The sequence below is a fragment of the Arthrobacter sp. ERGS1:01 genome (assembly GCF_001281315.1).
Taxonomy (GTDB): Bacteria; Actinomycetota; Actinomycetes; order Actinomycetales; family Micrococcaceae; genus Specibacter.
This window is the reverse complement of sequence record NZ_CP012479.1, coordinates 3,904,749-3,919,550: the sequence shown is the minus strand read 5'-3', so window position 1 is coordinate 3,919,550 and position 14,802 is coordinate 3,904,749. Positions and strand designations below refer to the sequence as shown.

The 14,802-nt window shown below is 65.8% G+C and carries 13 protein-coding genes; 10 read left to right on the top strand and 3 right to left on the bottom strand.

What is annotated here, in order from left to right:
• The first annotated feature begins 31 nt into the window (after positions 1–31).
• Together AL755_RS21635 and AL755_RS21630 are read left to right on the top strand one after the other, a co-directional pair.
• Complete coding sequence (locus AL755_RS21635; RefSeq protein ID WP_237762577.1) at positions 32–1,321, top strand: sensor histidine kinase; 1,290 nt, start codon at positions 32–34, stop codon at positions 1,319–1,321.
• Positions 1,318–2,040, top strand: coding sequence for a response regulator transcription factor (locus tag AL755_RS21630; protein ID WP_192841645.1), 723 nt, complete (start codon positions 1,318–1,320; stop codon positions 2,038–2,040). Before AL755_RS21635 ends, AL755_RS21630 begins: the two co-directional genes overlap by 4 nt.
• Positions 2,041–2,066: 26 nt before the next feature.
• Here AL755_RS21630 and AL755_RS21625 read toward each other — a convergent pair whose 3' ends face one another.
• Positions 2,067–3,014: a hypothetical protein gene (locus AL755_RS21625; protein ID WP_054012777.1), complete on the bottom strand. Its 948-nt coding sequence runs from the start codon at positions 3,012–3,014 to the stop codon at positions 2,067–2,069.
• 152 nt (positions 3,015–3,166) lie between these two features.
• On the opposite strand from AL755_RS21625, the gene AL755_RS21620 reads away from it, so the two are divergent.
• Positions 3,167–4,441 carry a M18 family aminopeptidase gene (locus tag AL755_RS21620; RefSeq protein ID WP_054012776.1) on the top strand — a complete coding sequence of 425 codons (1,275 nt, stop codon included), beginning with the start codon at positions 3,167–3,169 and terminating at the stop codon, positions 4,439–4,441.
• A gap of 41 nt (positions 4,442–4,482) precedes the next feature.
• Here the strand turns inward: AL755_RS21620 and AL755_RS21615 are convergent, their stop codons facing one another.
• Complete coding sequence (locus AL755_RS21615) at positions 4,483–5,136, bottom strand: DUF1345 domain-containing protein (protein WP_054012775.1); 654 nt, start codon at positions 5,134–5,136, stop codon at positions 4,483–4,485.
• Positions 5,137–5,232: 96 nt separating this feature from the next.
• Between AL755_RS21615 and AL755_RS21610 the strand changes: the two genes are divergently transcribed.
• The 6 genes from AL755_RS21610 to rplI all read left to right on the top strand — a co-directional run bounded on the left by AL755_RS21610 (position 5,233) and on the right by rplI (position 9,072).
• Positions 5,233–6,180, top strand: a complete 948-nt coding sequence (locus tag AL755_RS21610; protein WP_054012774.1) for a proline dehydrogenase family protein — start codon at positions 5,233–5,235, stop codon at positions 6,178–6,180.
• Positions 6,181–6,255: 75 nt separating this feature from the next.
• Entirely contained in the window at positions 6,256–7,089 is an 834-nt protein-coding gene (locus AL755_RS21605; RefSeq protein WP_054012773.1) for an intradiol ring-cleavage dioxygenase, read from the top strand.
• A 213-nt stretch (positions 7,090–7,302) separates the two neighbouring features.
• The gene (gene rpsF / locus AL755_RS21600; protein ID WP_054012772.1) at positions 7,303–7,608 is read left to right on the top strand and encodes a 30S ribosomal protein S6; all 306 of its coding nucleotides are present in this window, start codon (positions 7,303–7,305) and stop codon (positions 7,606–7,608) included.
• 63 nt (positions 7,609–7,671) lie between these two features.
• Positions 7,672–8,274 (top strand): single-stranded DNA-binding protein, encoded by a 603-nt coding sequence (locus AL755_RS21595; protein WP_054012771.1) that lies wholly within the window; start codon positions 7,672–7,674, stop codon positions 8,272–8,274.
• Between the two features lie 93 nt (positions 8,275–8,367).
• Positions 8,368–8,607 (top strand): 30S ribosomal protein S18, encoded by a 240-nt coding sequence (gene rpsR / locus AL755_RS21590; protein WP_003800144.1) that lies wholly within the window; start codon positions 8,368–8,370, stop codon positions 8,605–8,607.
• 15 nt (positions 8,608–8,622) lie between these two features.
• Positions 8,623–9,072 (top strand): 50S ribosomal protein L9, encoded by a 450-nt coding sequence (gene rplI / locus AL755_RS21585; protein ID WP_054012770.1) that lies wholly within the window; start codon positions 8,623–8,625, stop codon positions 9,070–9,072.
• An 87-nt stretch (positions 9,073–9,159) separates the two neighbouring features.
• On the opposite strand, the gene AL755_RS21580 is transcribed toward rplI, so the two are convergent.
• The gene (locus AL755_RS21580; protein WP_054012769.1) at positions 9,160–9,672 is read right to left on the bottom strand and encodes a DUF1801 domain-containing protein; all 513 of its coding nucleotides are present in this window, start codon (positions 9,670–9,672) and stop codon (positions 9,160–9,162) included.
• A 192-nt stretch (positions 9,673–9,864) separates the two neighbouring features.
• Between AL755_RS21580 and AL755_RS23560 the strand changes: the two genes are divergently transcribed.
• Complete coding sequence (locus AL755_RS23560) at positions 9,865–14,376, top strand: glycosyl hydrolase family 95 catalytic domain-containing protein (RefSeq protein ID WP_160318949.1); 4,512 nt, start codon at positions 9,865–9,867, stop codon at positions 14,374–14,376.
• The last annotated feature ends 426 nt before the right edge of the window (positions 14,377–14,802 follow it).

Sequence of the window (14,802 nt, the reverse complement as noted above, 5' to 3'; positions counted from 1 at the left end):
TGGATCAACCGGGCTCCTAGACTTGCCTCTTATGCGCACACATGACCAGGCGGGGGCCGCGGAACGAACGGCCGCGGCTCCCGCCGAACCACCCTCCGCCGGACGGCGGGCCGACGAATTCTCGGCCCGCCGCCGCGGCAGGATGCGGACATACCTCTACAACCACCCCCGCGTCATGGACGTGGTGGTGGTTGTGGCATATCTGCTGGCCGGCTCCGGGACCTTCCTGAGCTCCCGGCCGGCCCTGAACGTCACGACGCACCTGGTGCTGATGGCCGCGGCGTCGGTCGTGTTGATGTTCCGCCGCGACAAGCCCCTTGCCGTGCTGGCCATCCTGTCCGTCTTTGAAATCATGAACGTGATGCTGGTGCCCAACGCCAGCAACATCGGCGCGAGCCTCTGGTTTGCCCTGTATGCGGTGGCCCTGAACCACCGGGCAGTGGTGAGTTTCGCAATAGCCGCAGTGGCCTCCATCCCCCTGGTGGTCTACACCCTGTACTTTTACCAATTTCCGGCGGAATTCCTCACCGCCGACGGCCCCAGCGCCCTGGAGAGCAACATCATCACGGTGATCGTGATGCTGTTGTCCAACGTCATCGCCACCGGCATTGGCGCTTCCGTGCGCCGCGGCCGGGAGCATGAGACCGAGCTGCGCCAATGGGCCATCCGCAACGCCCAGCTGGCCTCCGTGGCCGAACGCAACAGGATTGCCCGGGAGATGCACGACGTCGTGGCCCACTCGCTGACCGTGATGATCGCCCTGTCCGACGGCGCCGCCGTGGTGGTGCGCCGCGACCCGGCACAGGCGGGGGAGGTGCTGGGCCAGCTCTCCCACACGGGGCGGAACGCGCTGGCGGACATGCGCCGGGTGCTTGGCGTCCTGCGGGATGACTCCGCCGCCGGAGGCGCGCGATCCCCGCAACCCGACCACGCCGACCTGGGTGCCTTGTTTGAGGGCTTCCGGCAGGCCGGGCTTCCGTTGTCCGTCACCCAGGCCGGGCCGCCGCTGCCGGCGGACCCGTCCCTCCAACTGACCGTGTACAGGATTGCGCAGGAGTCCCTGACAAATGTGCTGCGCTACGGAACCGCCGTATCCCGGGTGCAGGTGCTCATCGACAACGATCCGGCCGGGGGCATGCTGCGCATGCGGATCACCGACGACGGCCACGGCTCCGTGGACCCCTCCAAGGGCACGGGACAGGGCATCGTGGGCATGCGCGAACGCGCGGGAATCTATGCCGGGACCCTCGAGGCCGGACCGGTCGCCCAGGGCGGCTGGAGCGTGGACGTGGTGCTGCACCCCGCGGCGGGACCCGAATGAGCAACGACGACGATAAATACGCAACGGAGCATAAAGTGAGCGACGCACCCATCAAGGTCCTGCTGGTGGACGACCAGCCCCTGCTGCGCATGGGCTTCCGGCTCATCCTGGAGGGCGAGGCCGACCTGGCCGTGGTCGGGGAGGCCTCCAACGGCGTGGAGGCGCTGACCGCCGTCGAACGCCTGCAACCCGACGTGGTGCTGATGGATGTGCGGATGCCCGTCATGGACGGGATCGAGGCCACCGCCAAGATCACCGCCTCGGCCACCGCGGCACGGGTCATCATCCTGACCACCTTCGACCTGGACGAATATGCCTTTGCCGGTCTGCAGGCCGGAGCCAGCGCCTTCCTGCTCAAGGACGTGGCCCCGGCCGAACTCGTCAATGCCGTGCACCTCGTGGCCAGCGGCGACGCCGTGGTGGCGCCGCGCGTCACGCAACGGCTGCTGGAGAACTTTGTCCGCTCCCAACCTGCCCGGCCCGCCCTGCCACGGGACCCGTTGCTCGACGAGCTGACGCCGCGCGAGCTGGAGGTGGCGCAGTCAATTGCCCAGGGGCTCTCCAACGCCGAGATCGCCCACCAGTTGTTCCTGTCCGAGGCCACCGTGAAGACGCATGTGCGCCGGATCCTGACCAAACTGCACCTGCGCGACCGGGTCCAGGTGGTGGTTTACGCCTACGAGACGGGCATGGTCACCCCCAGCAACCCCGATTACTGATCCGCGCCACCACCCCGCCTTCCGCGTCACAGATGCCGAGGGGAGGGGCGCCAGCCATTCGCGAGCAAGGCGCTGCGGATCTTCGCGACGGCGTCGCGGGCGTCGTTCTCCATATGCCGCTTGGTGATGCGCACCTGGGCCCAGCCGAATCGTGCGAAATCCTCCTCGCGGGCCACATCGCGGACCACCTGGTCGGGGCTCGCGTGGGTGCCGCCGTCATACTCCACCGCCACGCGGTACTCAGGAAAGGATTGGTCCGGGGTGCGCTCGACACCATAGCCAAGCCGGACGGGCATGTTCAGCTCCGGCTCGGGCAGCCCGGCCCGGACGACGGCGAGGCGCAGCCGGGTTTCGGGGGCCGAATCCGCCCCGACCCGGGCCAGTGCGAGTGCGTCCCGGGCCTTGGGAATGCCAGGCGTTCCCTTGTGCCGGTCAAGCATCCGGGCCAGGTCATCGACAGTTGAGTACGCCAGTTCCCGCCCCTCGAATTGGGGTCGGGGAATGCGGATCAGATGGTCGGCAACCACAATGAGTTCGTCCACGCTCATCAGCCGGGCACAATCGAGCCAGGTGCGCGCCCGCGTGGTGATCCACAGGCCCTGGTGGAACTCCACTTCGTCATCGGTGAACTGGGTGCGGTGGGCCACCACGCCCTTGCGTCGAGGAGCAGCGTGCGGGAACTGCCGGGCAATGTGGATTGCCTGGTCGCGGGCCCCGGGCAGGAAGCCCGGGAGATCCCAGATGGCGAAGGCGGTGGCGTGGGAGGCGGCCGAGTACCCGGTGACCAGGGTGAACGGGCGAGTTAGAAGCGCCAGCGGCAGTTCGGCATCGTTGGGGAGGGACTTGATGCCGCGGCTGAGCCGGATGACGTCGCGATGGCGCAAGCTGCCGTCGCTGGCACCGGCGGCCCGGGCATCGGCGAGCGTGAATGGCCCGTTGGCGAGGTTCCGTGGAAAACGTTGGGTTGCACCCATCTCCTCATCATGGCAATTTTTACGGCAGCCCGCAGAAGTTATCCACAACCGCCCGCCCTGTCCGTCTGTGTCGCGGAAGCTGCACGGAAATCGGCAATTTTGTGCAACTTCCGCGACACAGACGGGGGCGGGGTCCGTGATTGAATCGAAGCATGACTTCTGTTGAGCACATCCTGGACCTTCGAGACTTCATTGCCGCCTCACCGTCGAGCTTCCACGCCGCCCACGAGGCAGGCCGCAGGCTGAGCGACGCCGGCTTCACCCAGCTGGCCGAATCGGCGCAGTGGCCGGCGCACGGCAAGCACTTCGTGATCCGCGACGGCGCCATCATCGCCTGGGTGACCCCGGAGAACGCAACTGTCACGACGGGGTTCAACATCCTGGGCGCACACACGGATTCGCCGTCGTTCAAGCTCAAGCCCAAGCCGACCACCGGCCGTTTCGGCTGGCTGCAGGCCGGGGTGGAGGTCTACGGCGGGCCGCTGCTGAACTCCTGGCTGGACCGGGAACTGCAGTTTGCCGGCCGCCTGGTGGACCTGGACGGCACCGAAAGCCTCGTCGCCACCGGCCCCCTGCTGCGCTTCCCGCAGCTGGCCATCCACCTGGACCGGGCCGCCAACGACGGCCTGAAACTGGACAAGCAGCAGCACATGAACCCGATCTGGGGCCAGGGGAACCCGGTGGAGGAGGACCTGCTGGGCCTGCTCGCCGAGCGCGCCGGGGTGGACGCGGCCACGATCGGCGGCTTCGACATCGTGGTGGCCGACACCCAGCCGGGCCAGGTGTTCGGCGCCAGGAACGAGTTCTTCGCCGCCGGCCGCATGGACAACCTGACGTCGGTGCACGCGGGCCTGGCTGCGCTCATCAACGCCTCCACCGCCCAGGACAGCCCCGTCATCGCCGTCCTGGCCGCCTTTGACCACGAGGAGATCGGCTCCGGCTCCCGCTCCGGCGCGTGCGGACCCATCCTCGAAGACATCCTGACCCGGGTCTCCGACGGGCTGGGCGCCTCGGTGAGCGAGCGCCGTCGGGCCTTCGCCAACTCCTTCTGCGTTTCCGCCGACGCCGGCCACGCCGTCCACCCGAACTATTCGGAACGGCACGACCCCGCGAACCTGCCCGTGCTGGGCGGCGGCCCGCTGCTGAAGATCAACGCCAACCAGCGCTACGCCACCGACGCCACGGGGGCCGCAATCTGGGCACGGCTGTGCACCGCCGCCGGCGCTCCGTACCAGGAATTCGTCTCCAACAACGATGTCCCGTGCGGCTCCACGATCGGCCCGCTCACGGCAACCCGCCTGGGCATCCGCACCGTGGACGTGGGCACGCCGCTGCTGTCCATGCACTCGGCCCGGGAACTGTGCGGGGTGGACGATCCGTTCCACCTCTCACGCATCACGGAAACGTTCTTCCGCACCAGCGTGTAGCTCCCTTCGGCGGTGCTCCCGGGCGGCGCCAATGTGCGGCGTTACTGGGCGAGGCTGACCACCAGGTTGATGGTGGTGGCCAGGATCCCCGTGCCAAACACAAAGGCAAGCAGGCTGTGGCGCAGCACCGCCGAACGCATCTCCCTCGTGGTGATGTTCGTGTCCGACACCTGGTAGGTCATGCCCACGCTGAAGGCCATATAGGCGACGTCGGTGTACTGGGGCAGGGCCGCCTGGTTGAAGCCGATGCCGTCGGGTTCCTCGCGGGCGTAGAAAAGCTCGGCATAGCGCAGCGTGAACAGGGTGTGCACCAGCAGCCAGGACATCGCGGTGCAGCCCAGCGCCAGCAGCGCCAACAGGAAACGGCCCGTTCCGGCCACGTGCGAGCTGCCGACCATGACAAGCACCACGGCGCCCAGCGAGCCCAACGCCGCCAGGAGGATCAGCAGGTCCGACGTTCGCCGGCCCGGGTCCTCGGCCTGGGCGTGCGCGGCCGTGCGGACGTTGTCCATGGGGGCAATCGTGAACCAGACCCACACGTTGTAGACCAGGGCCGCCACACCCCACCCGACGGCCGGGGCGTAGATCCATGCGCCCAGCAGGCCCGTGAGAACGGCAGCGGCAACGCCGCCGACAACCATGCCAAGAAGGCGGAACCGCCGGTGCCGTGCCCGCCGCGAGAGTGTGGATTCCATGGAAGTGATCATGCCACGCCCGGGCGGGCAAACCGGCGCGTGTTCACGGTTCGGGACGCCATGCCGCCGGGGTGTGGGCCCCTATAGGGTGGTTGGATGACACCTGTGACCGAACGTGAGCATGCCGCCGACACCCTCCGGGCGTGGGCCCTGGACGAAGACCTCAAACGGCATGTCATGTCCACCCCCGAACTGGCTGCCGCCGCGTCGAAGGTGGCACGGCGCTATTCGGCGGGGGAAACCGTGGGCGAGGCCATCGCGGTGGCGGGTGCCGCCGTCGCCCGCGGACATCAGGCAAGCATTGAATACGCGGGGGAGAGCATCCGCACGGCCGGGCTGGCACGCTCCGAGGCCGGGGTTTTCCTGGACCTTGCCGCGGCCATCGGTGCGGCGGGGCTGCCCAGCACCATCTCCTTCGACCTTTCGCACCTGGGCCTGCTCGTGGACCCCGAACTGGCCATCGAGCACGTGCGCATGCTCGCTGCGGCCACCGAGCCACGGGGCACGCAGCTGATGATTTCCGCGGAGGGCTCGGACCGGACCGACGCGGTCCTGGACGCCTATGACCGACTCGCCGCCGAGACTCCCCGCGTTGGGATCACCCTCCAGGCCCGGCTGCACCGCACGCCCGCTGACCTGGAACGCGTTTTGCGCCACCCCGGCACCATCCGCCTGGTCAAGGGCGCCTTCCTGGAGCCGGAGTCGGTGGCCCACGCCCGGGGCAGCGCCGAATTGGCCGCCGCGTACCGCCGGCTGGCCGCCCGCGTTGTGGGCGCCGGGCATGCTCTGAACCTTGCCACGCACGACGACGAGCTCGTGGACACGCTCATCGCCGAGTTGGGTGATGCGCTGAAGTCCCCGACGGTCGAATTCGAGATGCTACTCGGCCTGGGCACCGATTTGCTGGACGCGCTGCAGCGCGACGGCTACCGCACCCGCGAGTACGTCATCTTTGGCGGCGAATGGTGGCTGTACGTGCTCAACCGGATCGCCGAACAACCCGAACGCATCGTGACGGCATTGGCCGACCTGAACCGGCACTAACGGGCCCGCCGATGCCTAAAACCCGCACAGTCGGTTCACAGCCGGCACTTATGAGGCATTGCTGAAATTGTCAGCATGACAAACTCACCCCATCCCGATCATGACCGCGGCCTGGAATTCGACCTGGCCACATTGCTGAGCCGGCGCCGTGCCCTGGGACTTGTGTTCGGTGCCGGGGCGGTCGCCGGGCTTGCCGCCTGCGCCCCGTCCGGCGGCGGTACGTCCGCTACCGCGTCGGCCACCGCGCAGGTGACCCGTGCGCTCACCGAATGCACGGCCAACACCCCGGATACGCCGGAGGAAACCGGCGGCCCGTACCCGGCGGACGGTTCCAACGGCCCGGACGTACTCACCGCCTCCGGAGTGGTGCGGTCGGACATCACCGCCAGCTTTGGCGGATCGGCGACGAAAGCGCCGGGCGTTCCGCTGAAAGTCACGCTGACCGTGATGGACAACGCCAACGGCTGCAAACCCCTTGCCGGCGCGGCCGTCTACCTGTGGCATGCCACCCGGGATGGCAAGTACTCGCTCTACGACCAAGGCCTGGAAAACGAGAACTTCCTGCGCGGCGTGCAGGAGACGGACGCCAACGGGCAGCTTGAATTCACCACCATTTTCCCCGGCGCCTACAACGGCCGCTGGCCGCACATCCACTTTGAGGTGTTTGAGTCCATGAGCAATGCCACCAAGGCCGGGCAAATCCTGCGCACCTCCCAAATCGCCATGACGGAGGCCTCCTGCAACGCCGTCTATGCCACGGCCGGCTATGAATCCAGCAAGCAAAACTTCCCCAACACAACCCTCGCCTCGGACATGGTGTTTGGCGACGACGGCGGCATCCACCAGTTGGCGTCCACCTCGGGTTCGCCAGCGGACGGGTACCGGGCTGCGCTGAACGTGGTCATCTGACCCCGTCGCCGCCCCTCGATGGTGATTGGCGCCTGTGGCGAGGGTTACCCGGAAAGGGCTGTGCCGCCGTCGTACTTACGGTAAGATAGATAAGTCTGTGCTGGCACCGGGCCCACCTCCATGGTGTGGCCCACGGGTGGCGCAGGCACCGCAAATGAACCTCCTGTTACGGAAAGACCGTAACCGCCTAGCCCAAAGGAGGTGGGTTCACATATGCGTCCTTACGAATTGATGGTAATCATCGACCCCGAGGTCGACGAGCGCACCGTAGAGTCGTCGCTTCAGAAGTTCCTCAATGTCATCACCAACGATGGTGGAACCATCGAAAAGGTTGACATCTGGGGCCGTCGCCGTCTGGCGTACGACATCCAGAAGAAGTCTGAAGGTATCTACGCAGTAGTGAACTTCACGGCTACTCCGGCTACCGCTCAGGAACTTGACCGCCAGCTTGGCCTCAACGAGACCATCCTGCGCACCAAGATCACCCGTCCGGAAGAGCAGAAAGTAGTAGCCGAGTAATTTCGGTCCACTCACTTTTAGTTCTTTTCCGTAGGAAAACACTCAAGCAGGAAGCAGGAGCAGATGGCAGGCGAAACCACTATCACGGTCATTGGTAATCTCACCAGTGACCCCGAACTCCGGTTCACACCGAGCGGTTCAGCAGTAGCGAACTTCACCATTGCGTCGACTCCGCGGACCTTTGACCGCCAGTCCAACGAGTGGAAGGACGGCGAAACGCTGTTCCTCCGCGCGTCGATCTGGCGTGAAGCGGCCGAGAACGTCGCGGAGTCCCTCACGAAGGGAACCCGCGTCATCGTCTCGGGCCGGCTGAAGTCTCGGACCTACGACACCAAAGAAGGCGAAAAGCGCACCGTCATGGAGCTTGAGGTCGACGAGATCGGCCCCTCGCTGCGCTACGCCAACGCCAAGGTCAACCGCACCCAACGCTCCGGCGGTCAGGGTGGGGGCAACTTTGGCGGCGGCAACGGCGGCAATGGCGGTAACTTCGGCGGCGGCAACGCCGGCGGGGGCCAGGGCGGCTTTGGCGGCAATTCCGGCGGAGGAAACTTCGGCGGCAATGGCGGCCAGCAGCAGTCCGCACCGGCATCCGACCCCTGGGCCACGCCCGGTGGCGGTTCCTCCGGTTGGGGCGCCGGCCCGGATAACTCCGAGCCTCCCTTCTAAGCAATAACTTTTTCAAAGGTGCGGCAACCGCCGCACGCTCACCATCCCGCGGATTAATATCCACGGGCTCCACGAATACTAAGGAGCTCCACGATGGCTAAGGCTGAACTCCGTAAGCCCAAACCAAAGTCCAACCCCTTGAAGGCCGCTGACATCACTGTCATCGACTACAAGGACGTAGCATTGCTGCGCAAGTTCATCTCTGATCGCGGAAAGATCCGTGCGCGTCGCGTCACGGGTGTCACCGTCCAGGAGCAGCGCAAAATCGCCCAGGCAATCAAGAATGCCCGCGAAGTTGCACTGCTGCCCTACTCCGGCGCTGGCCGCGGTTAAGGGAGATAAATAAACATGGCAAAGCTCATTCTGACCCACGAAGTAACCGGTCTCGGTACCTCAGGTGACATAGTCGAGGTGAAGAACGGTTACGCACGTAACTACCTTCTGCCCCGCGGTTTCGCTCTGGCATGGTCCAAGGGTGGCGAAAAGCAGATCGAACTGATCAAGGCTGCCCGCGCCGCTCACGAGCACGCTTCCGTTGAAGCTGCTCAGGCCCAGGCTGCTGCCCTGCAGGCCAAGCCGGTCACGCTGACCGTCAAGGCCGGCCAGGCCGGTCGCCTGTTCGGCACCGTCAAGACCGACGACGTCGCAAAGGCTGTCGCTGCTGCCGGTCTCGGCAACATTGACAAGCGCAAGGTTGAACTGCCCGCCCACATCAAGTCGGTTGGCAAGTACACGGCAAACGTCCGTCTCTACGAAGACGTCACCGCCGTTATCAACCTGAACGTTGTTGCAGGCTAATACCCTCCCCAACGCTTCAAGCAAAAGGCCCGGTCCCCGTTCGCGGGGGCCGGGCCTTTTGCTCTAACGGTCCTGTTGGGACTGGCCCTATTCGGACCGCCCCTTCTGGGATTGCAGCGACTGGATGTCAGCCGTGGTCATGTGCCGGTAGCCGTTGCGGACAAGCTCCCGCAGCACGTCCAGGTCGACGTCCGCCAGCTTGTTGACGTAGATGCAGCCGGCCCCGCGCTTGACCTTGCCCAGCCGCTCCAGCAGGGGCTCGACGCCGGGCGCGGACGACAGCCCGTACAGCACCAGTGACGCCTTGCGTGGCGAGAACCCCGCGGCCGCCGCATCGCCTTCGCGGCCCGATGCGTACTTGTAGTGGTAACTGCCAAAACCGATGATGGACGGCCCCCACATGGTCGCCGGCTGGCCGGTTTCCTGAGCCATCAGCTCCAGCAGCACGGCGGCGTCGCTGCGCCTGGTCTCGCTGATGTCGGCAGTGTCGATGAACTCCAGCGGGCTGATTTGGGTGGGGACGGTCTTCACTGCGTTCTTGGCCGACGTCCGGGCCGAGGCCTTCGCGGTGGTCGACGGCGGTGCAGACTTTTCCGGCATATGCATGCTCCTTTGCTCATTTTCAGCGTAGTGGAAAGCCCCTGCCGGCGGTAACAATCCGGAATGGAACGAAAATCATGGACGGTAAAACATCGGATGTATTACTGTGGGTCACGTCACTTGTTATCCATATCATGCTGTTGTGTCCGGAAATTGCCTTCCGCCGGCGGCCTGCTTCATTGCTGAGGGATTATGGTCCTGCTTAAAATTCGAAGAACTATCGCCAAGCCGCTTGCCGCTGCGTGCGCCGTGGCAGTCATTGCCGGGCTGGGCCTGACGTCCATCAATGGCGCCAACGCCGCCGAAACGCCCGTGGCTCCGGTCAGCTCGGCCGGCATAGCCGCTGCGTCCCAGCTTTCCGCCGCCGACCAGACGCTCTGGTATTCGGCGCCGGCCACCAACTGGGAGACCCAGTCGCTGCCCATCGGCGGTGGCGCCCAGGGTGCCAGCATCTTTGGCGGCGTCAGCTCCGAGCAATTGAGCCTGAATATCGATTCCCTCTGGTCCGGTGGCCCCGGTTCGCCGGGCTGGACCGGCGGCAACTGGCCCGCGGGCACCCACGTCAACGCCCTGAAGGACGTACGTGACTACATCAACGCCAACGGTTCCATGGACCCCGACGCCGTCGCGAAAAAGCTGGGCGTACCGTCCTACAGCCTCCCCGGCGGCGTCATCCCCGGCTTTGGCTCGTACCTGAACTTTGGCCAGTTCTACTTCGACGTCCCCGACGCGGCCGGCTACACAAACTACCGGCGGGACCTGAACCTGGGCAACGCCGTGGCCGGCGTCAGCTATACCAAGAGCGACGGCGCCAAGGTTCAGAGGTCATACTTCTCCTCCTACCCGGACAATGTGGTGGTTTCCAACTTCACGGCGGATACCGCCGGGGCAATCAACTTCACCACCCGCTTCACCTCACCGAACGGGGCCACGCAAACGGCGGCGGGAGACCGGATCACCGTCAAGGGCCTGGTGGCCGACAACGGCCTCAAATACGAGATGCAGGCCCGCATCGTGGCCAACGGCGGCACCGTCAGCGTCTCGGGCAACAACCTCAAGGTCACGGGTGCCACGAGCGCCACGATGTACCTGACCATGGGCACCGACTACAAGGACAGCTACCCCAGCTACCGTGGGGTGGACCCGCACGCTGCCGTCACGAGCTCCGTGGACAAGGCCGTGGCCAAGGGCTACGCGGCGGTTCGGGCCGCGCATGAGGCCGACTACAAGGGCCTCTATGAAAACATGAGCCTGAACATTGGCGGCCACCTGCCCGCCGACGTTCCCACCAACACGCTGCGCGCCCAATACAAGGGCGACGGCTCCGAGCGCGACAAGGCCCTGGAGACGCTGTTCTTCAACTACGGCCGCTACATGCTCATCGCCAGCTCCCGCCCGGGCACCCTGCCCGCCAACCTGCAGGGCATCTGGACCAACACGAATACCCCGCCCTGGCAGGCCGATTACCACACGAACATCAACCTGCAGATGAACTATTGGCTCTCCGAGGTCACCAACATGGCCGAAACCGAGGAGCCCCTCAACGATTTCATGGCGGCCCTGGTAGCTCCCGGCGAGATAACGGCAAAGTCCATCTTCGGCGCAGATTCGCCCGGCTGGATCGTCAACCAGAACACCAACGTCTTCGGCTTCACCGGCGTGCACGACTGGTCCACGTCCTTCTGGATGCCCGAGGCCGCGGCCTGGATGATGCAGCCCGTCTACGAGCACTACGCCTTCTCCGGCGACGTCGACTACTTGCGCAACACCGCCTACCCGATGATGAAGGGCGCCGCGGAGTTCTGGATCCACAACCTCCAGCCGGACCCCAATGACAACGGCCGCCTGGTGGTCACCCCCAGCTACTCCCCGGAACAGGGGCCGTTCACGGCCGGCGCCGCCATTTCCGAGCAGATTGTCGCCAACCTGCTCAAGGACACGCTCAGCGCCGCCACCACCTTGAATTCCGATTCCGCATTCCGCACCACCCTGGCCGCCACGCTCGCCAAGCTCGATCCGGGCCTGGCCGTGGGTTCCTGGGGCCAGATCAAGGAATGGAAGAAGGAGTTGCCGCTGGACAACCCCACGAACCAGCACCGCCACGCCTCAAACCTGTTCGCCCTGTTCCCGGGCGACGCGATCGATGTCCGCAACGACCCCACGCTGGCCAAGGCCGCACGGACGTCCCTGGATGCCCGCGGCGACGGTGAAACCGGCTGGTCCAAGGCCTGGAAGATCAACTTCCTGGCCCGCCTGCTCGACGGCAGCGGCGCCCAGAAGATGCTCTCGGCCCAGCTGAAGAACAACGTCTACGACAACCTGTGGGACGCGCACCCGCCGTTCCAGATCGACGGCAACTTCGGTGCAACCAACGGCGTGGCCGAGATGCTCCTGCAGTCCCAGTCCAACGCGATCGACCTGCTCCCGGCCCTGCCCGCCAACTGGCCCACCGGCTCGGTCAACGGCCTGAAGGCGCGCGGCAACGTGGAGGTCGGCATCAGCTGGAAGGACGGTGCCGCCACCGGCGCCGTGCTCACGCCCGCCAAGGATGGTGCCATCGCGGTCCGTTCGGGCATGTTCGACGGCAAGTACTCCATCACCGACGAAGCCACCGGCGCCAACCTGGTCGCCACCAAGGGTACCGACGGCATCGTGACGTTCACCGGCGTCGCGGGTCACAAGTACCTGCTCAACGCCACGGCCGGCATTACCCTCGATGCTCCGGCCAGCATCCCCGGCAGCAAGGCGTTCGACGTCAGCGTCAACCTCAACGCCCCCGGTGCGGCCCTCGCCGCCGGTTCCGTGAAGATCACGGCCCCGGCCGGCTGGACCGTGGAACCGGCGACGGCGTCTACCCCCGCCGTTGCCGCCGGCACCGCCGCCGTGGCCAAGTTCAAGCTCAAGGCGCCGCCGGCACCGCTGGGTGCGGCCCAGTTGTCGGCAACGTTGACCGCCGGCGGCTCAACGCTGACGGTTGCCAAGGCCATCACGGTCACCGACCCCACGGTGGTGCCGTGCTCGGCCATGACGGTCACCAAGGTCAGCAGCGAGGAAACGGCCGCCGAGAACGATCGCGGCGTCAACATGACCGACTGCGACACGACCACCACCTGGCACTCCGCCTGGAGCGTGGGCAGCACACCGCCGCCGCATTGGGCCGTCATTGACCTGGGCTCCACCGTGAACCTGACCGCCGCCGGCTGCACGCCGCGCCAGCAAGTCAACGGCCGGATCAGCAAGGCGCGCATCGAAACAAGCCTTGACGGAACCAGCTGGGGCCAGGCAACGGAAGGGACCTGGGCCAACAACACCGACACGAAGTGGATCACCCTTGACGGTTCGCCGGCACGCTACGTGCGGATGACGGGCCTGGCCTCCTTTGATGGCAACTGGATCTCCTGTGCCGAATTCAACGCAAAGGTTGCCGTTGACGGCGGCACCACACCAACGGCAACCGCTTCGGCAACCCCTTCGGCAACCGCAACGGCGTCGCCCACCGGGCCGGCCGGCGGAACCGTGACGCCCATTGCCTGCACCGAGATGAAGGTGACAGGTTTCAGCAGCCAGGAAACCGCCGGCGAAAACCGTCCGGCCAGCAACCTGGTGGACTGTGCGCAGGAGCCAGGCTGGACATCAGCGTGGAGCGCCAACTCCACCCCGCCGCCGCACTGGGTCATCATCGACCTCGGCAAACCCCGCAACGTGGTGGCCGCCGGCTGCCTGGGGCGCAAGTCCGCCAACGGCCGCATCAAGGACGTCTCCATGGAGACCAGCCTTGACGGCGCCGTGTGGGGTGCGCCGGTGAAGGCAGTCTGGACCAACTCCATCGAGGCACAGTCAGTCACGCTTGACGGCTCACCGGCCCGCTACATCCGCATGACCGGGCTGAGCTCGTACGACGGGCAGTGGATTGCCTGCGGCGAGTTCCAGGCCTCGGAGCTGATCGGCGGGGGAACCCCCACCGCAACGCCGAGCGCCACGGCTACGCCCAGCGCCACGGCCAGCACGACGCCGTCCGCCACCCAGGAGCCGACCGCAACGCCGTCGTCAACGCAGGAACCGTCGGCCACGGCCACGGATTCTGCAACGGCCACCGCGACGGATTCGGCCAGCGCGTCGGCCAGTGCAAGCGGTCAACCGACCGCCACGCAGGTGCCCACCACCTCACAACCGGCAACGGAACAGCCCACGCAGCCCGGCACCACCGAGCCAAGCGTGAGCGCAACCGCAACCGTGACGGCAAGCTCCGGCGGCACCCCAAGCCCATCGGGAACTGCCACGGCAACGGCGTCGTCCACTGCGGTTGCCCCGGTGATCGCAGCGCAGGGAGGTTCGCTGGTGATCAAGGCCGGCGGATTCGCCCCGAATGAGGGCGTCACGGCTGTCATCCACTCGAGCGCCGTGCAAATGGGCACTTTTGTTGCCGATGCAAAGGGCAACGTCACCGTCAGCTGGAAGGTCCCCGCAGACTTTGCGCCGGGGAACCACACGGTGACGCTGACCGGCAAAACGTCCGCGCATGTGGTGGTGGTTCCCGTGGCCATCACGGCCGCGACCACCGCCACCACGCCGGCACAGGAGGGGCTGCCCAATACGGGCGCCGGCGAACTCGCGCTGACGCTGACCCTTGGCCTGCTGGTCCTTGCGGCGGGTGCTGCACTGGTGATTCGGTCCAGGCGGAAGTACATGCCCAAGCGCGCATAGGCGCAGGTCACGATGCCGCAGGGGAGTAGTTCACAGTCATGGCATATGTCTGTGGATATCCCCTGCGGTATCTGCCTTTAACGCCACTGTCAACAGCCGGGTTGTGGAGGGTGTGAGATTAAAAACTCCTCTTCTTCCACAGGGCGGGGACAGTGTTTACGCAGGTCAGAGCGGGTTTCCATAAGCTTCTCCACAGTTATCCACATTCTTGTCCCCATCCTGTGCACAAGCCACGGCACTTAATCCACAAGTTATCCACAGATACGGTGGATAGTGGGGTTGGCAGTTGTCCACAGAGCGTCTAACGTTGCAAAGGATCCCCTCTGCGAACGGCAACAATGTCGTCATCCGCTGGTAGAACGGGAAGAGGCCCGCCAGGTGAAACCACGAGGTTTCAACGATGGCCGGGCCGGCAGGTAAGAAAGT